The following is a 26,107-nucleotide window of genomic DNA, read 5'->3' as shown; positions in this document are numbered from 1 at the left end:
AAGAACTGTATACAAAATTTGAATTCATGTTTTCTGCGTTGATTTATCTGAATGATCTGAACAGATCCTCAATAAAGAGATTAATAATATAAAAATCCAATTGAGATCTGACAATAAAACCATTATATCTATCATCCCTGTAAGCATCCCAACGTAAAAGTAGATAGCTGTCCAAATGAAGCCCGTACTGTAGGAATAAATTACGTATTGATAAAAACGCATCTTGCCCATACCCATGAGATAAGGAATCACATGTCTGACTCCCGGAAAGAAATATTTATGAATCAGTTCTTCCGAGCGTTTTAGTAATTTCTGTTTTTTTGTTACTCGGAAATCCATTGCATCAGTAATTCTGCATCCATATAATCACGTCCCTTCCGGGATCGGTTTTCGGCAAATATAGACAAAGGCCGGCGGAATATTCCAAGGAACCCATCGGATTTCCACTTCCTGAAAACGTTCCTGTAACAATGGTTTGATGTGTTGTGAATACTGATAGGCAATGAATATCCCATCTGTTTTCAAGGTATCACAAATCTGATCCAAAATACGGACCCTAGAATCGATCGAGAAGTTGGAAAAAGGAAGAGAAGATAGAATGACGTCCGAACCATTCATATTCTGCTGGGATAACACAGTATCCATCATGGCGGCATCAGAAGCAAAATGGAATTCTGGATATCTTCGACGCAATAGCGATTGCAAAACCGGGTCGTTTTCAAATATAAATGTTTCCGTACCGGGTTTGTGGTATTTTTTTAACGCTTGGGTAATGACCCCGGTTCCGGCTCCCAACTCCACAACTGTATCGATCTGATTCCAGGGGACCGGACTCAGCATGGCCTGAACCAACTTTTGGGAACTGGGAATCACACTGCCAATCTGAAGCGGTGAGCGGAAGAAACGAGCCAGAAATAGTCTCCAATAAAGAATACTCATAGATTAACCTCCTTGGAATTTATCAATGTGTAAATACAAATCAGAATAACCTTAAAGACTTCATTTTACCTCAAGATAAATGAGACACCTTAACAAATTCGCAAACCAATTCTTAACGTTTTCTTAATGACGGACTCAAATATTCCGTATAAATAAAAAAACGCACCAACTCTGGTCTCCAGGCTCGTGCAAAAGCAAAATTCCATATTTCCAAAATAAAACCACCAAGTAGGCGGTTTTATTTTTCCTTGGACTGATAAACGGACCGGGCAATTTTCCACATTTCCTGTTCGGACAGCTCTCCGATCAGCTCAAAGTCAATTCCGTTACAGGTCCAGGAAAGTTTTTTCTTATTGTCCGTATTGAGAAGAACACCTGTGGTATAACCCAGGTCAAGGGGCTTTCCCATCAAGGGGAGACTGGCTTCCACAGCTTTTGGTTTCTTCTGGGTCAGTGTAAACGGTTTTTTCCCTTGATAGCGCATAATCACCGATTTTCCATCCGGGGTATTTACTGTCGTTTCATCTGTCAATTCGCTTCCGCTGGGTACCCAATCCGGTGTAACCGCTTCGATCTCTTCTTTCTTTTTGCTCTGGCTTTTCTCTTTTTCCACCGATCCGCTGGGAATGCTTCGGCTTGCGGCACCGTTCATGTTTCTCTCCATATCAAAAGCATCTTTGTCAAAAGAGGCGTTTGACTCAAACTCGTTAAACTCAACCTCGACGATCACTTTTCCCTCTTCGTTTGAGACTTCCACCTTTTGGGGGCGGTAATCCTTATCCATCTGAATCCGTTGCTTGTTCATCGCTAAATTCTGACTGTAGTTCGCCGCCACTTCAAACTGGTAGCCCTTTTCAGAAGAGGTCATCTCACGGGCAGAATCATCAATCACACTGTTCAACAAAGACTGGTACAGATAAACCTGCCCGCCATTTTCCGGCCAATCGCTCTGAAACCGGAAGCTTTTCTCCAAATGGGGAGTTAAGACGAATACACCTTCATCATTTCGAAGCAGGATTTGCGTCACGTCTTTTTTGGTATTCTTCAAGGCAACCCGGTAAAAGTGGGGCTTTTTATACCAAACTTCCACATCATATTCCTGTGGAGAGGTACCGGAGTGAATCACCATTTTTGCCTTGCTCTTGTATCCTTTCATTTTCTCTGATCGTTTGGAAAGATCGCTCACCACTTGTTCCGGGGTCTTTTCCCCACAACCGGACAATGCGAGCACAGACGCCAAAACAACGGTCAACACCCATATGAGCCGACGCATGTCACCATCCCTTTCTTCATGGAGAAATATTTCCATCTTCTGTTCTCCAAGAGATGTGTCGGTCGGACACCATCGCGATCAGAGGGTTTGATGAATGGCGTTTCCCAGATTGTCAATTACCTCGGAAGCGAGGACACTGTAGTCCGAAGAGCGAACGGCCAGTCGACCTGCCATTCCATGAAGGTAGACGGCCATTGGAGCCGCAGACTCCACCGGAATACCTTGGGCCAGAAATGCTCCCAGCACCCCGGTCAATACATCCCCAGACCCAGCTTTGGCCAAAGCTGGACTGGCGGTTCCATTCAGAACTTGCCGTCCATCCGGAAAAGCAATCACTGTAAAGGAACCCTTCAATACGATCGTTGCACCGGTTTTTTCCGCCAATTCCTTGGCTACCCGATGCCGGGAAGCCTCCACATCTTTCACGGTGCCCCCAATCAGACGGGCCATCTCCCCAGGATGCGGTGTAAGAATGGTCGGTTTCTTTCGAAACTGCAACATGGATAAATCGCTGGAAAGAATATTTAGTGCATCGGCATCCAGTACAAGTGGACCATCTGTACAGTGAAGCAGTCTCTCCAGCCACGCTTTCTCCCCTGAAAAGCGCCCCAAACCAGGACCCGCCGTCACCACATGAAACCGGGAGAACCGCTCTTCCCAATCTGAAGGAAAATCCCCAATAAACAAACCGCTTCCCTCATCCGGCCAGCCCCATACCAACGCTTCTGTCACCTTGGTAGCCATGGAAGCTTCCTGTCCGTGAGGAACGCCTATCGTAACCATACCCACCCCTGATTTGAGCGCCGCCATCCCGGACAGATACGCAGCCCCAAGCATTCCTTTTGAGCCGCCCAGCACTAGGAGATGTCCATACGTTCCTTTATGACTCCAAGGGGATCGAGGAGTGAGGTGATCATGCCAAAGGGAAGGATCATTTACCCAGGTCTGGGGAGGCTGGTGATGGATTGCCTCTTCCGGCATTCCGATGTCAACCACCCTCACCTCACCACAAAACTCTGATGCAGGTAAAAGATAGTGACACCATTTCCAAGTGGCAAAGGATACAGTCAGATCCGCCTGAATCGCTTCTCCCAGAATGGCACCTGTGTCGGTGTCAACTCCGGTCGGAGCATCGAGAGCCAGTACGAAACCAGGTTCCGCTTCATTCACCATTTGAACCATACATCGCACCGGCTCCCTTAACGCTCCTCGCACCCCTGTGCCCAAGAGAGCATCCACCACAACGTCCGCTTTTTGAAGGTCGGTCAACAGTTCTTCTTTGCGGTCCCCATCAAAGAATGAGACGGCCAACCCCATGTTTCGACAGACCTGGTAAAACGCACGGGTCTCTAAAGACATTTTCTCTACCTGACCGGACACCCAGACGGAGACTTTCCAGCCGGCGGAAAACAGCGACCGGGCAACCACAAAACCATCTCCGCCATTATTACCTGTTCCAGAGAGAACCACAGCCCTTTTCGCTTCCGAAAAACGCTTCAACAACATCCGGGTCGCATTTTGACCTGCATTTTCCATCAAAGCCGCTCCCGGCATACCGAGTACTTCAATGGTATACCGATCCAGATCGCGAGCCTCTTGTGCAGTGCAGAGAACCAATCGTGTCCCTCCCAACCGCGTTATAACTATATGTCCGCCCCTGTCCGGATATGCAGACAAGGTTGACGTGCCTTTTCTTTATCGGGATTCCACAACGGCGAATGCAATGGCATAGTCCTTCGTGTGAGTCACCGACAGATGAATTTCCACGTGTTCATCCCAACCTAATCGTTGATAAACAGCGGGCGAAATGGCTACGCACGGTTTCCCTTTGGCATCTTTGTGGACAAGAATATCCTGAAAACCAATCATCGCTCCAATTCCGGTTCCAACTGCCTTCGCCACTGCTTCTTTGGCTGCAAACCGTCCAGCCAACCATTCTGCGAGCCGGCCTTCCATATTCGGTCGATCTTTCTGTTCCTTCTCAGAGAGAATCCGTTTCGACAACCGATCCAGCCCCACTTTCCGAATCCGAGAAATTTCCACCAGATCGGTGCCGATACCCAAAATCATCGCGATGCCCCTTTCTCATTTCACATCCCATCGAAACGTCAGTGTTGCAATTGTAAACGAAATGAGCAACCAGGCTCCCAACACCGTCGCCGGCACCCACAGTTGGGGAAGGGTCGCACCTTCGTTCATCACCCCACGAAGTGCATCCGTCAGGTAGCCGATCGGAATCGCCTTCACCAACGGTTGCAACAAGCCGGGAAGATCCCGAACTGGAAAAAAGATTCCTCCCACAAAAATCATCGGAAAGGTAACCAATCCGGCAATCGGTGATGCACTCTCCGGTGTCCGGGCCAAACTGGCGATAATAAATCCGATCGACATAAATGTCAGCGTCCCCAGCAGAATAAACATCAGTAATAGCATCCAAGAACCATATACATGGACATCAAAAACAAAATAGCCCACCAGCAATACCGTCACGGCCTGCAAGCCGTTTAAGAGTACACGAGCGGTAATCTGACCGGCGATAAAGGTGGAACTTTTGAGTGGGGTGCCTTGCATCCGGCGAAGAATGCCGCGCTCTCGCCAGGAAGCAATCGTAGCAGCTACTCCGTTCAAATTGTTGCTTAAAATCATCAAGGATAAAATTCCGGGAACCAGGAAGTCAATATAACCCAAGGGGCGGGTTTGGATATTCACCAGCTTGGTTTCAACTGGTGGCTGATAATTCACCGCCTCTTTGTTGAACCGGTCCACTTCCTCACGGATCACGGTGCTTCCAATTTCCGCAACAGCCGGATTGCTCTGATCGAGGTACAGTTCCACCAGGGGTTCGCTTTTACCCGCCTTCCCTTCTGTTGAGAGGCGCTTCCCCATCCCTTTTTTCAGCAGGACAAATACTTCGGCATTCCCCTGTTTGACCTGGGCCAGACCAGAAGCGCGGGACGTTTCACTCACGTTTAATCCCCCGGTCTTAGACAGCTCCTTGACCAGATTTCGGGAATAGGATGTATCATCTTCATCCGCCACCGTCACATTCAACTGAAACTGATCCGTTCCAGTGCCATCTCCCAAAAAGGTGCCCAAGGCAAGCATCATAAAAATGGGGAGAAGCAATGACCAAATAATTGTATTTTTATTGCGGGCAAACAGCAACAATTGAGCCCATGTTAATCGCCAGTATGCTTTCATTTTTCAGTCAGCCTCTTTCCTGTTCGTTCAAGAAACACATCTTCCAGTGTTGCTGTACGGGTACGCAATCCACTCAATGCCAGCTCTTCCTGATCGGCTGTGCGGATCAGTTCTGACAACGTCCCGCGAAGATCGTTCGTCAATAGCAGGATCAATCCTTCATCCTGTCTCACTTCTTTGACTCCACGGAGCTGGCGAAGAGAGACCTCCATCGCTTTTTTCTCCAAAGCAAATTCAATCACACTGTCGGAAGCCAGTTGACGAATGAGGCCACTAGGGCTGTCCAAATCAATCACCTGACCGGCATTCATAATCGCCACCCGGTCACACAGTTGTTCCGCTTCTTCCATATAATGAGTCGACAGAAAGATCGTTCTTCCTTCATCTTTCAAGGTGAGAATGATTCGCCACAAATCCCGCCGGGCTTTAGGGTCTAAACCGGTGGTCGGTTCGTCCAGGAAAATAACCCGCGGATCGTGCACTACAGCCAAGGCAATCGCCAAGCGTTGTCGTTGTCCTCCGGACAGATGTTTCACCAGCGTTTTCCGTTTTTCCTCCAGATCAAAAGCCTTCAACAGTTCATCCACCGGGCGCATCTGTCGGTAAAAACTCCCGTACAGAAGAATACTCTCCTCAGCGGTCAAGTGATCAAACAGTGCAGTGGATTGAAGTTGTACACCGATCATTTCCTTCATCTTGTCGGGCTCACGAACACCGTCCACTCCAAAAAGTTGAATCTCACCCGAATCCGGTTTTCTCAACCCTTCAATCATTTCCATTGTGGTCGTTTTTCCTGCGCCGTTGGGGCCTAAGAGTCCAAACACTTCTCCTTCAGCCACATCAAACCCAACCCCGTCCACGACCCGAATTCCACCGTAACGTTTCACCAGATTTCGTACCCGTATCATGATTGCCTCCGCTTTTATGTACTGTTCCCGTTCAGTATAGCACAGGAAGACAAAAACCCGAAAAACACCCAACCCTTAACCAAACAAAAAAGAGAATCACGACAATGATTCTCTTCACCCTATAGATAAAACATTTCTTTCAGCTACTGCAATAGCTCCCGATAGGGGGTTAGATCAATCTGTTTTCGTTCCAGGGTCTCAACCAGCCATTTGTGATCGCGCTTGGGAGTCGCCATAATGTACCCCCGTATAATGAAATCTTCATTCAACTGTTTCCCATTCTCTTTCACGACAAGCTCTCCAATCTTGCCGGCAATCGTCTGTTTTGCTGTATCCCTGAAGAGTTGGGGAACAGGTTGAACCAACTCTTCCAATAATGCTTTTTGTTCCTCTGACCACAAATGGTGAGTCTTTTCAATATAATACTGTTGCCAATCCAGATCCGACTTCCCGTCCTTTTTTGGCATTCCCTTCAAAAATTTACGGAACATAAAGTACCCACCGGTGGACAAAAACCAGATCATAAATAAAAACCAGGGGATCATTAACCAAATGACCCAATCCGGCATACCCATTACTATCACCTCTGCACGCCCACATTAAATGAGTCTTTCTTCATTTTAACACGAACAGACAACGGGCGCCGAGATCCTTAAACCGGCTCCCAGCTGTTTCGAGTGACCATCCCACAAAATATAAAAATTATTTGAACAACATTCATCTTCCCCTGTCGATCCAATATGATATATATTGTAGTTTGGGAGGAGAAAAATCGGATGAAATCTCAAAAATTAAAATCGTATGGCCGCTTGTTTATGAAGTCCATGATGACGAAAAAATGGTGGTTACTGGTCCTGTCCACCAGTATTTTGATTATCATTGGGGGGCTTGTTGCAGTCCTGATGACAACCAGTTTTTATGAACTGGACAGCCTGAAAAACATGCAATTTGCCACTACGCTTCATGATTATAAAGGGAAAAAAGTGGCCTCCCTTGGAGCCGAGCAACGTGAGTTTGTAAAGCTGGACAAGGTTCAATCCAAAGATTTGGCGAAAGCTTTTGTCGCTGTGGAGGATGAACGCTTCTATGAACACAATGGTGCTGACCTGAAGGGATTTGCCCGTGCGATTGCGATCGACATTGCGACGATGAGTCCCAAAGAAGGTGCCAGTACCATCACCATGCAGGTTGCACGAAATATTATCTTGCAAGACCGGGATAAAACCTTTATGCGAAAAGTGAACGAAATCGCTCTCGCCTACAATCTGGAACGAAAATACACAAAGGAGCAGATTCTGGAAGCCTATTTGAATTATATCTATTTTGGCAATAACGTTTCTGGCATTCAGATGGCCTCCAAGATCTACTTTGGAAAAGACTTGACCAAGGATAAGCTGGAGCCCCACGAAATCGCCCTTTTGGCTGGCCTTCCCAAAGCACCGGAAGGATACAATCCCTACAGACGACCAAAGGCTGCCAAACAGCGCAGAAATGTTGTATTGAAAAAGATGGCGGAACATGACCTGATTACAGAGGAAGAAAAAGAAAAATACCAAAAGATGGATCTTGGTGTGGACAAAAAATACTATGCCAAGTATGAACACAAGCAGAAATATAAAGCCTACACCGCTTATGTGATTGAAGAGGCGGAAAAGCGCTATGGGATTAAGGATTTGGCTAACGGAAAATATAAAATCTATACCGGACTCAATAAAAAAGCACAACTCTCTTTGGAAAAAACATTGAAAAAGGACTCTTTTTATCAAAATCACAAGAAGCTGGACGCCGGTGCCACCATGATTGATCCCAAGAATGGGCTGATTGCCGCAATCGGTGGTGGTCGTCATTATATCGGCAGCGGATTTGCCAATCGGGCCCTGTCCCGCATCCAACCGGGTTCCTCCATCAAACCGCTGACCACTTACGCTCCGGCGATTGAGGAAAAAGGATACACGGCGAACACCCTTGTCTCCGATTCACCGTTCACCTATCGGGACTGGACTCCAAAAAACTATGACCACACCTACCACGGCACCGTACCTTTAAAGGTGGTGGCGGCCAAATCGCTCAATGTATCGACAGCACGCATTCTGACTGAGGTTGTCGGTGTGGATACTGCGTATGAGTATGCTCAAAAGCTGGGATTAAAATTGAATTCAAAAGATCGTTCCCCTGCCCCCTTGGCACTCGGCGGTTTAACAGAAGGAGTCAGCACCCTTCAGATGGCTCAGGCCTATAGCTCCTTTCCGAATGACGGGAAGTACACCCAGGCCCATACCATCCAAAAGATCGTCAATGTGGACGGGGAAGTGGTGAAACCTAAGAAAGAAGTAAAAGAGAAGAAGGTCTTCTCCAAAAACACCGCCCGCATCATGAGTCAAATCCTGAAATATACAGTGGACGCCGGTACCGGTAAAAATGCGCAGCTATCCGACGGACGGGATGTAGCGGGCAAAACCGGAACCACACAAAACAGTAAGGAAGCTTGGTTTGTCGGATACACTGCTGAATATGTCATGGCAACCACCGTCTTCAACGAAAACGGAAGCGAGGTGGACCTTACCGGAGGCCAATATCCGGCAAGAATCTTTCAACAAGTAATGAGCGATACCCTGAAAGGGACAAAAGCCAGCCATTTTAAACCCCCTTCTGGAAAGCGCTCCGGTAACACAGGTGATTCCTTCCCAAAAAACCAACCGGAATCGCCTAAAAAGCAGTATGAAAACGAACCGGAAGAGAATCCTGACTCGACCACCCCTTCCGATGAAGAAGGAGAAACCGGAACAAACCCAGGAGACAAAGAGACTCCCGAAAATCCACCCGATGGTGATACCTCCGGAAACCCCACGGGCGGAGACGAAGAAAATCCGGGAGATGAAGGAAGCAACCCTGACAACCCCACGGGTGGAGAGGATAATTCACCCGGTAACACCACCGGTGGAGATGAAGATTCATCCGGCAATAACGAAGGGGATGGCGGAGACAACCCGACCAGTCCATAAATCGCTTCGCTTTCGAACCCCATCATAACTGTTTCATTACAAAACGCCCCCAAACAGACTGAGAGTCTGAGCGGGGGCGTTTTTTTCAAACCACAAAAAGAGTTCTAAAGAAGGAAAGGGCGCTCTGAGACTGCTGACAAAGGGAATAAGAGGGGGAGATCCGGTGGAGCATCCTTTTTCGACTTTCGACGACCCAGCGGAACCCCTGGAGGTCCCAACCGTTTAGCGGATATTTTGTCCGCTGGTTGGGACCGGAGGGGGTGAAGCAGACTCCTTCCACTTCGTTGCTGGAGGAAAGAGATGCGGAAACGGAAACCTCCCTTTCACCACTTTGTCTTAAACCTCAGAGTGACTTTTCTAGTCGCTCTTCTACACTTCACACAATGATGCACAAACAATGTTTTACATTAAGTCTCTTGCTTTTCTTCATTTCCCACCAACCGATTGACGATTTCCTTTCGGTGTTGATCCGCCATGCGATGGGAAATGGTATGCTCCGTCTCCATCTCGTCAACCGCTCGATGCTCCGCATAAAGTGCCAGTTGTACAGCGTCTGCCATCTGTTCCCGTTGTAGCTCCGGATTTTCCTCATACAATTTTTCCAACCGTTCCAAAGCCTCTTCTTTCATTTCTTCATAGGTTTGAACCAACTTCTCATGAAGTACTGGGGAAAGTGTTGCCTTTTCCCTTAAACGATTCAATTCTTCCTGTGCAGACAGGCTTCGCTGCACCAGCGCCAATTTGTTTTCATATTCGGACAAACGATTGGATTCCTGTTTCACCCCTAACCATCGAACCAGCGGTTTAATGGTCAATCCCTGAACGATCAAGGAGAATAAAACCACACTGTAAGCGAGAAGAAGCACATCATCCCGACCGGGAAAGTCCGTTGGAAGACTGAGAGCAAGAGCAATTGACAGCGATCCTTTCAGTCCCCCCCAGTTAAAAATGTGTTTCCATGTGCGCGGAAGATCCCGAACCGGCAAAAGGCTGAAATAAACAGCCACACTGCGGGCAATCAATACAATAAGGATGGCCAGGGTAATCGATCCCCATTTATCCCCAATCTCCACAGCCGTCACTTCCAAACCTACCATAAAAAAGACGAGGGAGTTGGCCAATAGGGCCAAAACGTCCCAGAACGTTCGAATGTTTAATTTGGTGGTGGGATTCATCCCAATCCGTGCCCCATAATTTCCAAAGATCAGCCCGGCAGTCACCACAGCAATCACCCCGGATACATGAAACAATTCAGCCACCAAGAATGAACCGTAAAACAGAATGATGGAAAATATAATCTCTAACGGATAATCGTCAAAAAAGCGAGTCAACTGGGAAAAAACATAAGAAAGAATTCCCCCCACAGCCAAACCGCCAACCACAACCTTCAACAGCTCCAGCCCCGCCAAACCGATCCCGGCCGCACCGGCATCCAGGTAAGCGAGAAGGCTCAATGAGGAGATATTGAACAAAACAACGGCCAATCCGTCATTGACCAGACTCTCCCCTTCCATAATGGTCATCAGTCGGGGATTGACTCTCATACTCTTAAAAATCGACAGAACACTGACCGGATCTGTCGCCGCTATAAGCGCGGCAAAGGTGAAAGCCACCGCAGCGGAAAAGCCGATCCATCCCATAAACAAAAAACCCGCAACCATATAGGATAAAAAGGTTCCAACCAGAGCCAATATCAAGATCGGCTTTTTGTTCTCTCTTAAGTGAGAAAAGGGCAACTTCAATGTTGCTTCCCCAAGCAGAGCAGGCAAAAAGATGGAAATCACCGCAAACCGGAAAACTTCCTCTTCCGCCACAAACCGCTTCAACTCCTCCAATCCCTTGATCGGAGCCAGACCAATCAAGGTACCTGCCACCACCAACACAATCGGATAGGCAATGTTTAATTTTTTGGCAATGGCCGTGATCCCAGCGGCCAATACAAGCAACAAAAGGATCAACTCAAAGGTGTTTTCCATCATAAACCCCTTTCTTCCCAATGCTATCTTTATTATATATCAGTCTGTCTTCAATATTTTATAGAATGCGAGCGGGAAAACCCAGCCCTTCAGGGTTGGGATGAAAGCGAGCACACCGACGAGAGAGGGGTTAATCCCTCTCTCGTAAGTCCGACATTTTTTGTAAATATTCTTTGACTAACTTCTCAATAATCTTGCTAGCATCTGTATTCTCTTTAACAGCTTGTAGCTTTAATTGCTTAATCACTTCTCCATCTAAAGAAGTGGTAAATTTCTTTCGTGCCATTCATTTTGCCTCCTCGTCCTATTACGTATTAACGTATATAATATAGGAAAAGGAGGTGAAAAACAAATGCACAAAGCGTTTAAGTTTCGGATCTACCCAACAAAAGAACAAGCAACACTCATTAACAAATCATTCCCATTGGATTTCCTTCCATTTGATATGAATCACTATAAAGTAATTTTCGGATGGAACTGGAGTTACAAAGCATATTTTAACGTCCTTCAACTCATAAACGAGCCATGTATGCTATACTACACCCAAAAGATTCGATTTTAAGGAGGCTCTCGATGCATCGGGGATGGTTTTGGGTATTGCCGTTTTTCCTCTTGCTTTCAGGATGTAAGAACCCAAATCAAGTACTTGAGATGCCTGTGAATAAAATCGTAGTGAAGGCTGATTTTGTTGAAACGTTAAATGGAGACCAAGCCAGATTCAACATAGATGGAAGAGTGAAAACGGTACAGTTTCTTCAGATGGAAACGCCAAAGGTACGGAAAAAACAACCTCTGGGGAAAGAAGCCAAGGAATTCACAGACTCTCTCTTAAAAAATGCGCAGAGAATTCAATTGAGATACGATGTTCAACCGAAGAGTAGTGATTCTCGGGTCAAAGCCTATGTTTTTGCGGATGGGAAAAGTGTTCAGATGGAGTTATTGAAAAATGGACTGGCACGAATGAAGAATGAACCATCCAAGAGGCAGGATTTCCTCCACTTACTTCAGCGGACAGAATTAAAGGCCAAGAAAAAACGCGTTGGTATATGGAGTTGTCCTGCGTATGTGACAGACGATGGATTTGTTCCAGATCAATGAAGCATAAAGGTGAGCGAGGGGCTGGAAGGGAAATCACGAATCTACATTTATCTGCAAAAAAAGATAGGATAAGGTACATCCCCTCAACAAGAACATATGATGTGAGCTGACAGCAAGATTCTATTTCTCATTAACAATCCTGGCATTTCCGCTAACTTCCGTTTTTTTGATATTTCCTTCGTCATAATAAACTCGAACAAAAATGATGCTGGGGCTTCCCATTGTTTCCCCTTGCTTTATTCTGAAAGCGTTCCACCCCTGTTTCCTCTTAAAAACTTGGTGTTCTACCAAATAGGCACCTAAAGCACAAGCCGCCACACCCGTAGCTGGGTCCTCATTATAACCTGCTTTATCAGGAAACTGCCTAGCAGAAACAAAACCATGATCAACAACGGAATATGGATAAAAACCCGTGATATGATAACGATTACAAAGTTCCCACAAACCTTGAAAATTGGGCTGTAGATGGCTTAAAGTCTCTTCATTTTTCAAAGGAATGATTAATTTAGGCCGAGAAGTAGACACCGTTTGCACAGGAGCGTTTAAAGCCAAATCTTCTTTGGAAATATTCAACACTTGGGCCACTTCATTCACAAGTGGATTGTTTTTAAAAAACTTCGGCGGGAATTGCATTACTCGAACCCGAATCTGATCGGCTACCATTTCCCATCTTACAGAAATAACCCCTAAAGGCGTTTCAATTTGTAAAGGTGATTTTGTTACGCCTTTCTTTTTTACTAACACAGTAACTACACCAACCGTTGCATGGATACACATCTCCATTTCATGTTTAGGTACAAAGTACCGTAGTCTATAATCTGCACCCTTACTGGTTGGTCTAACAACGAAGGCTGTCTCTACACCAAAATCAGCTGCCATTTTTTGCATTTGTTTATCACATAGATAATCTGCATCCAGTACAACCGGACAAGGATTCCCTCCACCTTGCTTCAATTCAAAAACTCTTGTATGAATGACGTCCATGAAAACCTCTCCTTATGATTCAAGCGCTTCTTCTGGGGAAGCGCTTTTGCATTCATGTGAAACCCCTTATGTTTATCATATACCCTTTCTGAATTAACCTTTAAACTTCATTTCAATAGGTTAAATAAACCCTCCAGCCACAAAATAAAAGAGAAATAAGTGATACACTAATTCCTCCTAAATTTGCAGCAAGGTGAAAATCCTTTTATATCCCCTCTTATCTATCTGTTTTGCAAATTAGTATATATCTCTTCACTCCACCAGCCCTTCCTGCTTTAAATAATTGCTCGCCACCTGTTTGGGGTCTGCATCTTTAAAGTCCACCTGGTGGTTCATTTTTTGCATCTCTTCTTCTGTGATCCGGCCAGCCAGCTGGTTGAGTGCCCCTTCCAATTCCGGATACTTCTCCAATGTTTCCTTACGCATCAAAGGTGCCCCTTGATAGGTTGGAAAGAGCTGTTGATCATCTTTTAACGCCACCAAACGATACTCAATCATATATCCATCTGTGGAATAAGCGTCAATCACATCTACGTCTCCAGTTTGAATCGCTTTGGAGCGAAGCCCTGCATCCATGGTTTGCAAATGTGGAAACATCAAACCATATACCTTTTGAATCCCTCGATATCCGTCGTTTCGATCCTTAAACTCAAAGGTAAACCCCGCCTTCAACTGACCCACGTGAGGTTTCAGGTCAGAAATCGTTTTCAGGTTATATTTCTGTGCCGTCTTCTTTTTGACCGCCAAAGCATAGGTATTGTTATACGCCATAGGTTTCAGCATCACCAGATTATATTTATCCATAAGTCCTTCCCTTGCTTGGCGATATACAGCCTCCTCGTCGGTGCCGGAAGGTTCTTTCTTCAACAAAGTGGTAATGGCTGTTCCCGTAAATTCCGGATAAATATCAATATCCCCTTTTTGCAAAGCCTTGAACAAAAAATCCGTTCCTCCCAGACGGGGTTTTAATTGGACGGTAAGATCGGTCTTTTCTTCAATCAGAATTTGATACATATGAATCAGAATCTCTGGTTCCGCCCCCAGCTTTCCACCAATGACGATATCCTCTTTGGAATCCACGGTGACAAACGGGGCCAGCACCACCAGGACCGCCAACAATCCCACAACCGCAATCGGTCTAACTGAAGCATTGCGGGAGCGTTTCTCTGTCAACCGAAGTACGAGATCGAAAAAGATCGCCAATAATGCTGCGGGGATGGCTCCCAACAGAATATAACCATTATCCGCCCGTTGAATCCCTGTCAGGATCAGGTCCCCCAGACCGCCGGCTCCGATCAGAGCGGCCAGGGTCGCCGTGCCCACAATCAATACCATTGCCGTTCGAATCCCGGCCATAATCACAGGCATGGCCAAAGGAAGTTCCACTTTTACAAGCCGTCGCCAAGAACTCATTCCCATTCCTGTCGCCGCTTCTGTCAGCACTGGGTCCACCTCTTTGATGCCTGTATATGTATTCCGGAGGATCGGCAGAAGGGCATACGCAGTCAGCGCAATCACAGCCGGTGTTTTTCCAATCCCGAGCAAAGGAATCATAAACCCAAGCAACGCCAAACTGGGGATCGTCTGCAATACAGCGGTCACTCCAATGATCGATTCCGCCAGCTTCTGTTTTCGGCTCAGATAGATTCCCAGAGGAAGAGCGATTAACACTGCCAGCAGAAGGGAAAGCATGGATAACTGAAGATGTTCCCACGTCGTTTGAACAAGCTCATCTGCATGTTTCTCCACCAACTGAATCCACTGTCGGATCATCGTGTCATCCCCTTTTGGCGCTCCACCCGTTCCAGATAATCCACGATACTCCGGTAAGACAAAACACCAACCAGCTTGTCTTCCCGAACGACTGGCATTCGCTCCACTCCGTTTTCCCGAAAGATTTGAAGGGCTTCATGCAGCGGACTGTGATTTGGAAGCACGGGTACCTCCTTCTTTAGAATCCCGTTTTCCAAACAACCCAGAAATTCTCCCCTCTCTCCACGAACAAACAGCGGACCATCCGTCTCTTTCCGCTCTCCTTCCATTACGATCCAGGGACTGTTAGCATCCACCATTACATCAATCGCCGTCTGCCAGGGCATTTTTCTGTCTCCGATAAATGTCCGTACAAAGTCATCTTCCGGATGTTGGATGAGACGTTGGGGAGTGTCCAGTTGGATGATGCGTCCTTTTCGCATTAGACAAACCCGATCCCCCAAAGCCATCGCTTCATCCATATCATGCGTAACAAAGACCACCGTTTTCCGGATTTCCCGCTGTAGATTTTGAATATCCAGCTGCAAACGTTCCCGACTGATCGGGTCCAGCGCACTAAATGGTTCATCCATCAGAATGAGATCGGGATCTCCAGCCAACGCTCTAGCTACCCCAACTCTCTGTTGTTGTCCTCCTGAAAGCTCTGCCGGTTTGCGGTGACGATATGTCACAGGGTCCATCCCCACTCGTTCCAGCAACCGATCCACCTGTTCCCGAATCCTAGCTTTTTCCCATCTTCTCATTTCCGGTACGACTGCAATATTTTCAGCCACAGTCATATGAGGAAACAAAGCAATTCGCTGCAATACATATCCAATGTTCCAGCGAAGTTCATGAATCGGATAGGTATGAATTTCCTGACCCTTAAAATAGATCTCTCCTTGTGTCGGCTCAATCAGGCGGTTGATCAACTTCATTGTGGTTGTCTTTCCACAACCACTGGGACCGATCAAAACAAAAAACTCCCCTTCCTTTACATGGAAATTAAGGGACTTTAACGCTTCCGTGCCGTCCGAATAGGTTTTCGACACGGAGGTAAAGGTAATCAAAGTCAAACCCTCCTTCATCACTGTTTAAAAAACACGGTCTTTCTCCATCTTGCACCTTCTATTTCCCGATGGCAAATCCATGACTTTTTGACATACGAAAAAATAGTTCCCCTTGATTGCTCCAAAATGGGGAGTTGTTTGTGTAAAATAGAGAGGGGGTGTCCAGTTATGTACCAAGTAAACAACCAAATCCAAGTGGATTCCAAGGAGCATATGCTGATCCTGGTAGAACGTTTTCGTCAAGCTCCTGAGCGAATGAAAGAGGTTCCGGGGTTTGTCTCTTTTCGCCTCTTGCAAGCGGAAGATGGAACACATCTGGTGGCGGAAACAGTTTTCAGAAGCAAGGAAGACTTTATCCGTTGGACAGAAAGTGAACACTTCGCCCAGTCACACGGTGGCCGGAAACGATCCGACCGGACCCAGACCCGGAACTCTGAAATCAAAGGGTTTGAAGTGCTGATTACCTAAATATTGACCTCAAACAGAAATGGGGAAAAAATTCATGGACGTAAAAATCGCCTTATTTATCCATGTGCTGAGCATCGCGAGCTGGGTAGGCGGGCTCACCGTCATGGCCACTTGGTTAAGAAAGTCGACAAAATTGCATGAGCAAGGCATCTCCATGACTGAAAGCCTTGTCAATGTCCATAACCTGAATGTCCGTATGATGGTTCCGGTAGCCATACTTACCCTAGCCTCTGGATTGTATCTCCTGATTCAATGGGGACCGGATAAGCCCATGTATCTATTGATCAAAGAACGGTTTGGAAGCCTGATTGTTCTTTTGTATGCCGTCGGCTTGCCTGTCTATGGAGGCCGTCTGTTGAAAAGAGTAAAGTCGGAAACAGAACCTTCCGCGATGACAAAGACAGTCAAAGGTTATATCAACCTTTTGAACATCACTCTGCTTTTGTTAGTGTTCATTATCTTTGTGGTCACCCTGAAGTTCCAATAATCTATACTTCGCTATCCGCCAAAAGGCGGATCTTCTCTTTTTTGTAAAACTTCCAATTCGCAAATCATGAAGAATCGAAAAGGGGGACGGATTCCATGGATTGGAGTCTGGTGTTTTGGTGCTCTTTTTTTACAGGACTCCTTTTAACCGTAATCATATGGCTTCTTGGCGACCTACTGGAAGGATTGTTTGAAGGAGTCATAGGTGCTTCTTCCCCTTTCCTTGCCCCGATCCTCTGGACAGGAGGTCTTACCGCCTTTGGGGCTTCAGGAATTCTTCTGACCCAAACCACAGCATTGGAAGGATTGACCCTGATTTTATCCTCTTTGGGAATCGCTGCTACAATCTCTATTCTCTTATACCTTCTGGTGGTCAAACCCGCTGAAAACGCTGAACGCTCCTCCAGCTTTCGGATGGCCGATCTGACGGACCGCGAGGGTGAAGTCATCACCACCATCCCTGCTGTTGGATACGGGGAAGTTTTAATCTGGACAGGAGGGGGTCATACCAATCAAATTGCATCCAGTCTCCTTCATCAATCCATTCCTCAAGGAGCCCGTGTGATCATCCACAAAGTGGAGGATGATACCCTCTGGGTCACCCCGGTTGAAAAAAATCAAAATAATAAAGGATGATTTTATCATGAATGCCCTGTTTATCCTCATTCTTGCAGGCAGCGCACTCCTGGTTTTGGCCGTCTGCTTTTGGGCACGGTATAAAACGGTGGGTGCGGACGAAGCGATGATTGTAACCGGAAGTATGCTAGGCAGAAAAAATGTGTTAACGGATTCTTCCTCCAAAAAAATGAAAATCATCCGTGGGGGCGGGGCGTTTATTGTCCCAATCTTTCAACAAGCGGAACGTCTCTCTCTTCTCTCTCATAAATTAACCGTCTCCACTCCAGAAGTTTATACGGAACAAGGTGTACCGGTTATGGCTGACGGTGTCGCCATCATTAAAGTGGGCAGTTCCCTGGAGGATGTAGCCACGGCTGCCGAACAATTTATGGGCAAAGAAACGGAAATGATTCAGGATGAGGCAGAAGAAGTTTTGGAAGGTCATCTTCGGGCCATTCTGGGAACCATGACAGTGGAAGAAATCTACAAAAACCGGGATCGATTTGCACAGGAAGTTCAGGCAGTTGCCGCTAAAGACTTGAAAAAGATGGGCTTACAGGTCGTCTCCTTTACCATCAAGGATGTTCGTGACAATAACGGCTACTTAGACGCCCTTGGGCGACCACGGATTGCAGCCGTACGTCGGGATGCAGATATTGCGGAAGCGAATGCTCGTCGGGATACAGAAATACAGACAGCCAAAGCAAAACAAGAGGGGACAAAAGCCACTCTGATCTCTGAAACACATATTGCCGAAGCGCAGAAAGAAAAAGAACTGAAAGTGGCTCAATATAAAATTGAGCAGGATATGAAGAAAGCGGAAGCGGATCAGGCATATCAACTGCAGGAAAACCGGTATAAGCAACAAGTGGTGGACGAAGAGATGAAGATTGAACTGGTTCGAAAGGGCAAAGCGATTGAACTGGAAGAAAAAGAGATTCTGCGCCGGGAAAAGCAATATGATGCAGAGGTCCGCAAAAAAGCAGATGCGGATCGTTACGCCAAAGAGCAGTCCGCTGAAGCCACCCGTTTTGAGCAAGAAGCGCAGGCCAAAGCCGAAGCTGAGGCGATTCGAGCCAAAGGGGAGGCGGATGCCTCAGCCCATAAAGCCCAAGGGGAAGCACGAGCAGAAGTGGAGAAAGCAGAGGGAATGGCTCAGGCCGATGTGATTCGGGCAAAAGGTCTTGCAGAGGCAGAAGCGAAACAAAAACTGGCAGAAGCGTTTGAACAGTATGGTCAAGCAGCTGTTTTGGATCTGGTCGTCAAAATGCTGCCTGAGTTGGCAGGGAAAGTAACAGAACCCATGTCCCGAATCGATAAGATTACCGTCGTGGATTCCGGCCAAGGTGGGGATGGTGCCTCCAAGGTAAGCAATTATGTCACCCAACTGATGGCTCAAGCTCCGGAAATGGTGAAACAAGTCTCTGGAATTGACATCAACCAAATGATTCAAGACCATACCTCCAAAGAACCGGAAATTTCTCTGGCGAAATCGCAGCTGGAACAGGAAGATAAGCCCTCTAAACCGAAACCTGTCCCTGATCAGACCGACAGTTAAAAGAGCAAAAGAGACAACATGGTTGCAACCCATGTTGTCTCTTTTGTCTTGGAGGAAGAGATGCAGAAATGGAAATCACCCCTTCACCACTTTGTCATGAACCCCAACCTGTTTCATTTTTATTGGATAATTAGGGTATTGTCTATCATTTTTGAGCACATTGCGACTGGCAGCAATACCGATCCAAGCCGCCACCATAAGAATCAACAAGATCGCATATGCCCACATGGCCCCTTTTTCGGGAACCATTTCAGTAAACAAGCCTAACAGGACGATGCGAAGGATGTAACCAACCCCCATAAAAAAACTATTGACCCTTCCAATCAATCGGTTGGGCACCTTCTCCATCATCAGTGTCTTGCGAACTACCCGTGTTCCGGCATTTCCCACACCAAACAGCAACTTGATCATTAAAAAAACCATCACCATTGGAACAAAGGCCAATACCGCGGTGGCGAGGACAAAACAGCCAACTGTGGTGAGCAGAGTGGCATAGGGACCCAGACGACGCACAAACCATGGGATCAATACCCCCGCCGCCACAGCACCCACTGCATACATAATCTCCTGAAGACCCATAACGGTTGCATCCGCATTCAGCGTTTTCACCACATAGATGGGATTCAGGTAATTGCTTGCCATCACCCCGATAAACGGAAACAATGTACAAAGAAAGAAAAGGGTTAACATCGGCTTTGTTCGAAGATACTGATACCCTTCCAGGAAGTCTCCCCACCAACTCCGGAAAACAGGAGTCTCCCCATCTTCCCTCGATTTCCGGGAGTAGGGAATCCTCCACAACAGCAAGAAGCTGAGTAAGTAGGTAGCAAAGTCAAGGAATAAAATCCAGTCCAGACCCACCCGATCCAACAGCAAACTGGCCAGCCCCCCACTGATCACAGCCGCTGCCTGACTCTGCACTTCAAGCAGACTGTTTAGTGTCGAATACTGGGAACGGTCAAAAATCTCCTGTACCAAAGCAAACTGAGCCGGGAAATGCAGAGTGTAATACAGAAAGCTGGAAGCACTAACTGCTACCAACTGCCATATTTCAAAGTGTCCAACCGTGAATCCCCATAAAGCGAGTGGAAATGTTACCATCATCCCGAAACATTGATTCCATAAAAGCAGCCGCTTTCGGGAAACACGATCCACCCATACACCAATCGTCGGAGACAACAGAAAAGAGACGACCGTCATTCCGAACATCAAATACCCATAAATGGCTTCCCCTCCGGATCGCTGGATCAGAAACCAGGGAACAGCAATCCCGGATATTCCTGTCCCTACCGATGAAGCGATATTGGCCATTAGCAATATATAGATTCGTCGCTCTTTCCATATGGAATTCATCATTTTTCACCTGTTTCTAACAAAAATGAGATGTCAACTATCTTTGATGATACAATGGACTCCAAGCAATCTCCTCTGCGAAAAGTCCGGATTTTTCATACCAAAAAAGTCCTGCATCCATCGCAGGACTTTTCTGGGACGATCGTCTGATTGACTTCTTCAACGTAACAGGCGTAATCCATTTAAAATCACGAGCAGCGTACTTCCCTCGTGACCCACTACACCCATTGGCAACGGAAGCCCCTGAAACAGATTGGTGCCGATCAAGACCCCGATCATCAACAGGGCAAAGACCAGGTTTTGTCGAATCACCGATCCAGTCCGCTTTCCGAGGGCAATCGCTTTTGGAAGGTTATTCAGATCGTCATTCATCAAAACCACTTGAGCGGATTCCAAGGCAACATCGCTTCCTGCGGCCCCCATGGCGATTCCCACTGTAGCTCCTGCCAGAGCGGGGGCATCATTCACTCCATCTCCTACCATCACGACCGATCCATACGTTTTTTCCAGTTCGCGAATGGCCTGAACCTTGGATTCCGGAAGAAGCTCGGCACGTACATGATCCACTCCCGCCTGCCTGGCGATCACTTCCGCTGTCTGCCTTCGATCACCTGTCAGCATGACCGTAGTAATCCCCATTTTTTTCAACGCCTGGATCGCCATTTGCGCTTCAGTCCGAATGGTATCCTTCAGAGCAATCAAACCGACAGGGCCGTTTTCATTCGCGAGACAAACCACCGTTTTTCCTTCTGATTCCAATGTTGGCAACAGTTGATCCCTTTCATCAGGAGAGAGAATCCATTCCGGCTTCCCGATCCGCCAATGTCTTCCGTTCCATCTCACCTTCACTCCCCGTCCGGTGTATGAATCAAAATGCTCCGGACGCTGAACATCCATTTCCTTTTCCTGTGCTTTTCTTATGATGGCCTGGGCAATGGGATGCTCCGACAACGATTCCAATGTGGCAGCCACTTTCAATACTCCGTCTTTGCTCCAATCCCTCAAAGGTACCACATCTGTTACCGCAAGTTCTCCATGTGTCAGCGTTCCCGTCTTATCAAAAGCCACCACCCCAATGTCCGCCAACGCTTGGACGTAAGAACCTCCCTTGAACAAAAGGCCCTTGCGGGCACCATTGGACATGGCAGCCAATACCGCAGGCATAATGGAGGCAACGACTGCACAAGGGGAAGCCACGACCATAAACACCATCGCCCGGTAACCTGCATCGCTCCAGCTCCAAGAGAAGAGGAGTGGAGGCAAGAAGAGAAGCAGGGCTGTGACAGCCAACACAACCTTGACATACCATCCTTCAAAACGCTCAATCGTTCGTTGAGCGGAAGGTTGCTGTTCTTCCGCTTCCTGTACAAGTCGAACAATACGTGAAAAGGTACTTTCCTCCAACAACCGATCGACACGAATCATTAACGAACCCGTTCCATTAAGCGTTCCAGCAAACACTTCGGCTCCTTTTCCCTTTTCCACCGGCACGGATTCACCGGTAATCGCGGCTTGATTCACCTCAGACATACCCCGGACCACCGTTCCATCCACAGGGATTTGCTCACCCGGCTTTACCAATACCTGATCCTCCACCTTCAGCTGCTCAATCGGCACACGGCGTTCTTTTCCACCGATGATGATCCGGGCCGTTTCCGGTTTCATTGACATCAATGCGGACAAATCCCGGCGGCTCTTTTGTTCCGAATAGGCTTCCAGCGCTCCACTCAAGGCAAAAATGAAAATCAAGAGCGCCCCTTCCAGCCAGTATCCAATCCCCGCAGCTCCAGCTGCGGCCAACAGCATGAGCAGGTTCACATCCAGTTTTTTCTCATGGATAAACGCAAGAAGCCCTTCTCTGGCTTTTGCAAAACCACCAATTACATAAGCGGTCAGATAACATATGACATCCAGTGACCCCAGCCAGCTTTGCCCTAGCCATGCCAGCAGAATCAATGCTCCGCTCACTCCTGCCGCGATTGCTTCTCCATGCGTCTGTAAAAACAAATTCCCACCTTTTTGACTTTCGTTCTTGGGCACATTTTTCTCTGATGTTGTATCCCTCATCGCAGACATCGTTGCCCGCGACTCCATTTTCAACTCTTGTAACATACTCCCACCCGCCTTTCGCTATGGTCAATTGAGAATAAAATTCAATATCGGACCCCTTAAAATGACAGAAGCTGTTTGCCGGAAATCCGACAAACAGCAACACGTTGAGAATGATTATCGATTTTGGTTTCGCGCAATAGAGTTGAATAGGTGAAATATATTTGTAATTATTATAAACTGATATTTACTATTTGTAAATATCCTTTATTGGATTCTTTTTTAAAAACAAATCCCCGCTTCCAACAACTGCTGGAAAACGGGGATCTGCTATTCAGGACCTTGACAGAATCCGTCGTGCTTATGCGTTTTGTTTTTCTCCTTGCTCCCATTCTAAGACATCATTCTGGACAGACTGAGACTTATCCCTTCCATTCCTTAAATGTGTAATACAAGGTGGATAGGATAAAGCATCCAACCAATTGCATAAGGACAAAGCTGGTCATCCGCTGATCCCCTCTTTTCCAATCTTTTTTTCCTTTTGTGAGGAAGGACGCAGAAGACCCATCAATTTATGACGGTCGATCCATAACAGCACCGCACACATTCCCGTCATCACTGTGCTTAAATCCTGCACGCCAATATCAAAACAGTAATTGACCATCATTACATTGATCGTGATTGGAAAATAGCAAATCGCTCCCACTGTAGCTGTACGGGGAATCAGAATCAGGATGGCTGCGACCACCTCACCCAATCCAATAAATATTTCATAAACACGGGAATAGCCAAAAAATGTCCATGCCATGACAAATCCTTCTCCATTTGCCGCTGCAATCTCATTCGAAGGAACCCCAAACTGTCCTATGACCAGCTTGACCACTCCATAGATCAGGAAGTTGGCTGCCAAAAACCAACGAAAGGTTGTCGGAATGGATTGAGCAAACACCCTTTTCCATCGGATTTGTTTCATTCAGGTCTTTTTCCTCCTTCCATTTGATCTAGGAAGCGGCTCCGAATCTCTGGGGTGGGAAGCATACATTGATCCTGTTTTCCAAACCACCGATATCGATGACGGGCAAACCAACGGTACACTCGATTCCGAAGAAAGGATGGAATAAGGATAAACACATAAAGCCCTTTTCTCCAGCCTGCCAACCTTCGGCATATGCGCAATGCCGCTGTGGATTCCATGTATATACGTTTATCTTCAATCAGAATCATGGAATCCCCTAAGGTTGACCGCATGGTTGCATCCTTCAACAGCGCTTCCGCCACATCAGACTGCAGCGAAGCAAACCGAAATTGCCCTTTCGGGTCATTGCGGATAATCCACTGCACCGTTTGGTTACATACATTGCATACACCGTCGAAAAGAACGACAGGATTTTGAACCCGCTCTCTTGCGACACCATCCATCGGTTTCGCTCCCTTCCACAACACTTCATATTGATTCTAAATCGTCCACCTTAATAGAACCTAAACAGAAACTGAACAATCGTTAAGCACGTTACCTATACAATCTTTTCGGTTTTTGACAAAAGAACTCCTGGTTTTAATAAGACCGTAACGTGCATTATCATGAGAAAACGATATACTGAATGGGAATCATAGAAACAATCGAGAATGGAGGGTGTAAAATGAAGGGGTTTATCTTGTTGGGGGCCATCAATATGTTTCTAAGCATCGCTCTAGGAGCCTTTGGAGCTCATGGTCTGGAAGGAAAAGTATCGGAACGAATGTTGGCCAATTGGCAAACCGGTGCTCAATATCATATGATCCATGCCCTGGGACTGCTTTTTGTCGGTTTGTTGACCACCCGTATCAACACTCCCCTAGTTACAAGTGGAGGGTGGCTTCTGCTGGTTGGAATCATTCTGTTTTCCGGCAGCCTGTATATCATGGCTTTAACCAACATTACCAAGCTGGGAATGATCACTCCACTCGGTGGTGTCTCATTTTTGATCGGCTGGGCGCTCATTGCCGTTTCTGCCATTAAAGAACTTTAAACCGTGAAAACAAGCCAGACTCGATGAGCCTGGCTTGTTTTCACTCACCATACTTCCTTCCGAATCAATGCCTTCAATTCATGCAAAATCTGAAGAAGTGCGGACCGGGTTTCAAACTCCTCCCGTGTGGCCGGAAGATCCATCGCTTCAAATCGTTCCCGCAAGGATTCCGTTTCCAGAATAAGCGCTTCCGATGCGGTCTCCTGTCGCTCCCGCAACGATTGAGCCAGACGTCGCAACAGTCCGGCGATCATTTTTCCCTGAACCACTTCTGTTTCCACCCGTGAAACCAACACCAACATATATTTCATATGGGAAAACTGTTTCTCTTTTCTTTCAAAATACGTAAGATCCAGCATATCGTCCTGAGTGATATAATTATCCTCATGAATCACGGCCAGTTGTTTGCCCTCTTGAATCCATGAACCGATCCGGAGAATCTCCCCTCCATCCCAGTCCTCATTTTCCCCTTCCAAAGCCAAAGCTAATTGATCCAAAAACGAAGCCATTTCTCTCTCCAGTTGCACTTGAATATGATCCAAGGCATCCTTTCGGTTGGGCATATAGATGAGATTGATGGTGATCGCCACAGTCATTCCCACAAACAGCAGAGCCAATTCATTGACCAGTACTTCCCATTGGACACTCCCGGCTGTATAAAGATGAATACAGACCACTGTACTCAAAACAACACCGCGTTGAGTGCGGGTGCTGGTCAGAATTGGGATAATGATCAGCAATATCAATCCGATTACAAACAAATGAAACCCCAAAAAATATAAAAGCAGGGTCGAGATCACCAAGGTGATGAAAGAGGCGGCCAATAATTTAACAGCTGCCACAAGTGTTTCCCGGCGGGTTGTCTGAATCAGAAGGGTTGCCACAATTCCTGCGAAGGTAGACAGTTTCAATCCCAACGCCTCCGCAATAAAAATGGAGCAGAGGACGGCAATCACTGTTTTAGTTGTCCGAAAACCGATTCGCATCTCTGGTTCATTCCTCCGTCTCACATTCAACCTGTTTAAAAACATTTAAAATTGGGCACAGATTGTATATCCTTTTTTCCCTTGTTTTTACCAGCTTACATGATTCCCTTTCTTTTGTCCAAAATGTCATTTTCATTAAAAAAGCTGCTTCCACAAAGGAAGCAGCCGTTCTTTCAAAGATTTCCCCGCTCTGAACGATTTTTTTCCGTGAACAAGATACTCCAATTCCAGTCCTCCACCTTTTCTCCACTGGCCTTGGATGGAAACATACCCAGAATCAGCAAAACAAGAATGAGTAAAACCGTTACTTTTCGACCAAATGATAGAACCATTTTCCCTCCCCCTATCCTGTTATTCGAATGTATGTGCCTCGTTTT

The 26,107-nt window shown here is 46.7% G+C and carries 26 protein-coding genes; 8 read left to right on the top strand and 18 right to left on the bottom strand.

Features of this window, described 5'->3' with window-relative positions; genetic code table 11:
• Nucleotides 1-366: 366 nt before the first annotated feature.
• From FN782_RS14215 to FN782_RS14185, 7 genes are all read right to left on the bottom strand, one after another.
• Nucleotides 367-939 (bottom strand): class I SAM-dependent methyltransferase, encoded by a 573-nt coding sequence (locus tag FN782_RS14215; RefSeq protein ID WP_142506465.1) that lies wholly within the window; start codon nt 937-939, stop codon nt 367-369.
• Nucleotides 940-1,177: 238 nt separating this feature from the next.
• Entirely contained in the window at nt 1,178-2,248 is a 1,071-nt protein-coding gene (locus FN782_RS14210) for an outer membrane lipoprotein-sorting protein (RefSeq protein ID WP_142506464.1), read from the bottom strand.
• A 42-nt stretch (nt 2,249-2,290) separates the two neighbouring features.
• On the bottom strand, nt 2,291-3,829 hold the full coding sequence (locus tag FN782_RS14205; protein WP_185956336.1) for an NAD(P)H-hydrate dehydratase: 1,539 nt from the start codon (nt 3,827-3,829) through the stop codon (nt 2,291-2,293).
• Nucleotides 3,830-3,907: 78 nt separating this feature from the next.
• Entirely contained in the window at nt 3,908-4,282 is a 375-nt protein-coding gene (gene acpS / locus FN782_RS14200) for a holo-ACP synthase (RefSeq protein WP_142506462.1), read from the bottom strand.
• Between the two features lie 15 nt (nt 4,283-4,297).
• Nucleotides 4,298-5,413, bottom strand: coding sequence for an ABC transporter permease (locus FN782_RS14195; protein WP_142506461.1), 1,116 nt, complete (start codon nt 5,411-5,413; stop codon nt 4,298-4,300).
• Nucleotides 5,410-6,321: an ABC transporter ATP-binding protein gene (locus tag FN782_RS14190; protein WP_142506460.1), complete on the bottom strand. Its 912-nt coding sequence runs from the start codon at nt 6,319-6,321 to the stop codon at nt 5,410-5,412. Before FN782_RS14190 ends, FN782_RS14195 begins: the two co-directional genes overlap by 4 nt.
• Before the next feature lie 143 nt (nt 6,322-6,464).
• Nucleotides 6,465-6,890: a DUF2621 family protein gene (locus tag FN782_RS14185; RefSeq protein ID WP_142506492.1), complete on the bottom strand. Its 426-nt coding sequence runs from the start codon at nt 6,888-6,890 to the stop codon at nt 6,465-6,467.
• A 207-nt stretch (nt 6,891-7,097) separates the two neighbouring features.
• Here FN782_RS14185 and FN782_RS14180 point away from each other — a divergent pair, with 207 nt between their 5' ends.
• Nucleotides 7,098-9,323 carry a PBP1A family penicillin-binding protein gene (locus tag FN782_RS14180; RefSeq protein WP_185956335.1) on the top strand — a complete coding sequence of 742 codons (2,226 nt, stop codon included), beginning with the start codon at nt 7,098-7,100 and terminating at the stop codon, nt 9,321-9,323.
• Between the two features lie 407 nt (nt 9,324-9,730).
• Here the strand turns inward: FN782_RS14180 and FN782_RS14175 are convergent, their stop codons facing one another.
• Nucleotides 9,731-11,299 (bottom strand): cation:proton antiporter, encoded by a 1,569-nt coding sequence (locus tag FN782_RS14175; RefSeq protein ID WP_246064967.1) that lies wholly within the window; start codon nt 11,297-11,299, stop codon nt 9,731-9,733.
• Between the two features lie 130 nt (nt 11,300-11,429).
• Nucleotides 11,430-11,585 (bottom strand): hypothetical protein, encoded by a 156-nt coding sequence (locus FN782_RS16960; RefSeq protein ID WP_185956334.1) that lies wholly within the window; start codon nt 11,583-11,585, stop codon nt 11,430-11,432.
• 66 nt (nt 11,586-11,651) lie between these two features.
• On the opposite strand from FN782_RS16960, the gene FN782_RS17535 reads away from it, so the two are divergent.
• A complete protein-coding gene (locus FN782_RS17535; protein ID WP_142506457.1) occupies nt 11,652-11,861 on the top strand; it encodes a helix-turn-helix domain-containing protein in 210 nt (69 codons plus the stop codon).
• 11 nt (nt 11,862-11,872) lie between these two features.
• The gene (locus FN782_RS14165) at nt 11,873-12,397 is read left to right on the top strand and encodes a thermonuclease family protein (protein WP_185956333.1); all 525 of its coding nucleotides are present in this window, start codon (nt 11,873-11,875) and stop codon (nt 12,395-12,397) included.
• Between the two features lie 120 nt (nt 12,398-12,517).
• Here the strand turns inward: FN782_RS14165 and FN782_RS14160 are convergent, their stop codons facing one another.
• The 3 genes from FN782_RS14160 to FN782_RS14150 all read right to left on the bottom strand — a co-directional run bounded on the left by FN782_RS14160 (nt 12,518) and on the right by FN782_RS14150 (nt 16,203).
• Nucleotides 12,518-13,381, bottom strand: coding sequence for a PhzF family phenazine biosynthesis protein (locus FN782_RS14160; RefSeq protein WP_142506455.1), 864 nt, complete (start codon nt 13,379-13,381; stop codon nt 12,518-12,520).
• 252 nt (nt 13,382-13,633) lie between these two features.
• Nucleotides 13,634-15,154, bottom strand: a complete 1,521-nt coding sequence (locus tag FN782_RS14155; protein ID WP_142506454.1) for an ABC transporter permease/substrate-binding protein — start codon at nt 15,152-15,154, stop codon at nt 13,634-13,636.
• Nucleotides 15,151-16,203 carry an ABC transporter ATP-binding protein gene (locus FN782_RS14150; RefSeq protein WP_142506453.1) on the bottom strand — a complete coding sequence of 351 codons (1,053 nt, stop codon included), beginning with the start codon at nt 16,201-16,203 and terminating at the stop codon, nt 15,151-15,153. The genes FN782_RS14155 and FN782_RS14150 overlap by 4 nt, the downstream gene beginning before the upstream one ends.
• 168 nt (nt 16,204-16,371) lie before the next feature.
• Between FN782_RS14150 and FN782_RS14145 the strand changes: the two genes are divergently transcribed.
• The 4 genes from FN782_RS14145 (at nt 16,372) to FN782_RS14130 (ending at nt 19,333) form a co-directional block, all read left to right on the top strand.
• Nucleotides 16,372-16,671 carry an antibiotic biosynthesis monooxygenase family protein gene (locus FN782_RS14145; RefSeq protein WP_185956332.1) on the top strand — a complete coding sequence of 100 codons (300 nt, stop codon included), beginning with the start codon at nt 16,372-16,374 and terminating at the stop codon, nt 16,669-16,671.
• Between the two features lie 34 nt (nt 16,672-16,705).
• Nucleotides 16,706-17,158 carry a hypothetical protein gene (locus FN782_RS14140; RefSeq protein ID WP_142506451.1) on the top strand — a complete coding sequence of 151 codons (453 nt, stop codon included), beginning with the start codon at nt 16,706-16,708 and terminating at the stop codon, nt 17,156-17,158.
• Nucleotides 17,159-17,253: 95 nt separating this feature from the next.
• Nucleotides 17,254-17,793: an NfeD family protein gene (locus FN782_RS14135; RefSeq protein ID WP_142506450.1), complete on the top strand. Its 540-nt coding sequence runs from the start codon at nt 17,254-17,256 to the stop codon at nt 17,791-17,793.
• A gap of 7 nt (nt 17,794-17,800) precedes the next feature.
• Nucleotides 17,801-19,333: a flotillin lipid rafts scaffold protein FloT gene (locus tag FN782_RS14130; RefSeq protein ID WP_142506449.1), complete on the top strand. Its 1,533-nt coding sequence runs from the start codon at nt 17,801-17,803 to the stop codon at nt 19,331-19,333.
• 75 nt (nt 19,334-19,408) lie between these two features.
• Here FN782_RS14130 and FN782_RS14125 read toward each other — a convergent pair whose 3' ends face one another.
• From FN782_RS14125 to FN782_RS14110, 4 genes are all read right to left on the bottom strand, one after another.
• Nucleotides 19,409-20,686 carry an MFS transporter gene (locus FN782_RS14125; protein ID WP_185956331.1) on the bottom strand — a complete coding sequence of 426 codons (1,278 nt, stop codon included), beginning with the start codon at nt 20,684-20,686 and terminating at the stop codon, nt 19,409-19,411.
• A gap of 159 nt (nt 20,687-20,845) precedes the next feature.
• Nucleotides 20,846-22,798 carry a heavy metal translocating P-type ATPase gene (locus tag FN782_RS14120; protein ID WP_142506447.1) on the bottom strand — a complete coding sequence of 651 codons (1,953 nt, stop codon included), beginning with the start codon at nt 22,796-22,798 and terminating at the stop codon, nt 20,846-20,848.
• A gap of 439 nt (nt 22,799-23,237) precedes the next feature.
• Nucleotides 23,238-23,708: a hypothetical protein gene (locus FN782_RS14115; protein WP_142506446.1), complete on the bottom strand. Its 471-nt coding sequence runs from the start codon at nt 23,706-23,708 to the stop codon at nt 23,238-23,240.
• Nucleotides 23,705-24,154, bottom strand: a complete 450-nt coding sequence (locus FN782_RS14110) for a thiol-disulfide oxidoreductase DCC family protein (protein ID WP_142506445.1) — start codon at nt 24,152-24,154, stop codon at nt 23,705-23,707. The genes FN782_RS14115 and FN782_RS14110 overlap by 4 nt, the downstream gene beginning before the upstream one ends.
• A 221-nt stretch (nt 24,155-24,375) precedes the next feature.
• On the opposite strand from FN782_RS14110, the gene FN782_RS14105 reads away from it, so the two are divergent.
• On the top strand, nt 24,376-24,744 hold the full coding sequence (locus FN782_RS14105; protein WP_142506444.1) for a DUF423 domain-containing protein: 369 nt from the start codon (nt 24,376-24,378) through the stop codon (nt 24,742-24,744).
• Between the two features lie 44 nt (nt 24,745-24,788).
• Here FN782_RS14105 and FN782_RS14100 read toward each other — a convergent pair whose 3' ends face one another.
• Both FN782_RS14100 and FN782_RS16955 read right to left on the bottom strand, forming a co-directional pair.
• Complete coding sequence (locus tag FN782_RS14100; protein ID WP_185956330.1) at nt 24,789-25,730, bottom strand: aromatic acid exporter family protein; 942 nt, start codon at nt 25,728-25,730, stop codon at nt 24,789-24,791.
• A 173-nt stretch (nt 25,731-25,903) separates the two neighbouring features.
• The gene (locus tag FN782_RS16955; protein WP_185956329.1) at nt 25,904-26,062 is read right to left on the bottom strand and encodes a hypothetical protein; all 159 of its coding nucleotides are present in this window, start codon (nt 26,060-26,062) and stop codon (nt 25,904-25,906) included.
• Nucleotides 26,063-26,107 lie beyond the last annotated feature (45 nt).

The organism is Melghirimyces algeriensis, from assembly GCF_900182565.1.
GTDB classification, from domain to species: domain Bacteria; phylum Bacillota; class Bacilli; order Thermoactinomycetales; family DSM-45169; genus Melghirimyces; species Melghirimyces algeriensis.
This window is presented reverse-complemented; position numbering and strand designations above follow the sequence as displayed.

Coding starts and splice junctions, on each gene's coding strand:
- FN782_RS14215 (WP_142506465.1), bottom strand. CDS start 939: ATGAGTATTCTTTATTGGAGACTATTTCTGGCTCGTTTCTTCCGCTCA.
- FN782_RS14210 (WP_142506464.1), bottom strand. CDS start 2,248: ATGGAAATATTTCTCCATGAAGAAAGGGATGGTGACATGCGTCGGCTC.
- acpS (WP_142506462.1), bottom strand. CDS start 4,282: ATGATTTTGGGTATCGGCACCGATCTGGTGGAAATTTCTCGGATTCGG.
- FN782_RS14195 (WP_142506461.1), bottom strand. CDS start 5,413: ATGAAAGCATACTGGCGATTAACATGGGCTCAATTGTTGCTGTTTGCC.
- FN782_RS14190 (WP_142506460.1), bottom strand. CDS start 6,321: ATGATACGGGTACGAAATCTGGTGAAACGTTACGGTGGAATTCGGGTC.
- FN782_RS14185 (WP_142506492.1), bottom strand. CDS start 6,890: ATGCCGGATTGGGTCATTTGGTTAATGATCCCCTGGTTTTTATTTATG.
- FN782_RS14180 (WP_185956335.1), top strand. CDS start 7,098: ATGAAATCTCAAAAATTAAAATCGTATGGCCGCTTGTTTATGAAGTCC.
- FN782_RS14175 (WP_246064967.1), bottom strand. CDS start 11,299: ATGGAAAACACCTTTGAGTTGATCCTTTTGTTGCTTGTATTGGCCGCT.
- FN782_RS16960 (WP_185956334.1), bottom strand. CDS start 11,585: ATGGCACGAAAGAAATTTACCACTTCTTTAGATGGAGAAGTGATTAAG.
- FN782_RS17535 (WP_142506457.1), top strand. CDS start 11,652: ATGCACAAAGCGTTTAAGTTTCGGATCTACCCAACAAAAGAACAAGCA.
- FN782_RS14165 (WP_185956333.1), top strand. CDS start 11,873: ATGCATCGGGGATGGTTTTGGGTATTGCCGTTTTTCCTCTTGCTTTCA.
- FN782_RS14160 (WP_142506455.1), bottom strand. CDS start 13,381: ATGGACGTCATTCATACAAGAGTTTTTGAATTGAAGCAAGGTGGAGGG.
- FN782_RS14155 (WP_142506454.1), bottom strand. CDS start 15,154: ATGATCCGACAGTGGATTCAGTTGGTGGAGAAACATGCAGATGAGCTT.
- FN782_RS14145 (WP_185956332.1), top strand. CDS start 16,372: ATGTACCAAGTAAACAACCAAATCCAAGTGGATTCCAAGGAGCATATG.
- FN782_RS14140 (WP_142506451.1), top strand. CDS start 16,706: ATGGACGTAAAAATCGCCTTATTTATCCATGTGCTGAGCATCGCGAGC.
- FN782_RS14135 (WP_142506450.1), top strand. CDS start 17,254: ATGGATTGGAGTCTGGTGTTTTGGTGCTCTTTTTTTACAGGACTCCTT.
- FN782_RS14130 (WP_142506449.1), top strand. CDS start 17,801: ATGAATGCCCTGTTTATCCTCATTCTTGCAGGCAGCGCACTCCTGGTT.
- FN782_RS14125 (WP_185956331.1), bottom strand. CDS start 20,686: ATGAATTCCATATGGAAAGAGCGACGAATCTATATATTGCTAATGGCC.
- FN782_RS14120 (WP_142506447.1), bottom strand. CDS start 22,798: ATGTTACAAGAGTTGAAAATGGAGTCGCGGGCAACGATGTCTGCGATG.
- FN782_RS14115 (WP_142506446.1), bottom strand. CDS start 23,708: ATGAAACAAATCCGATGGAAAAGGGTGTTTGCTCAATCCATTCCGACA.
- FN782_RS14110 (WP_142506445.1), bottom strand. CDS start 24,154: ATGGATGGTGTCGCAAGAGAGCGGGTTCAAAATCCTGTCGTTCTTTTC.
- FN782_RS14105 (WP_142506444.1), top strand. CDS start 24,376: ATGAAGGGGTTTATCTTGTTGGGGGCCATCAATATGTTTCTAAGCATC.
- FN782_RS14100 (WP_185956330.1), bottom strand. CDS start 25,730: ATGCGAATCGGTTTTCGGACAACTAAAACAGTGATTGCCGTCCTCTGC.
- FN782_RS16955 (WP_185956329.1), bottom strand. CDS start 26,062: ATGGTTCTATCATTTGGTCGAAAAGTAACGGTTTTACTCATTCTTGTT.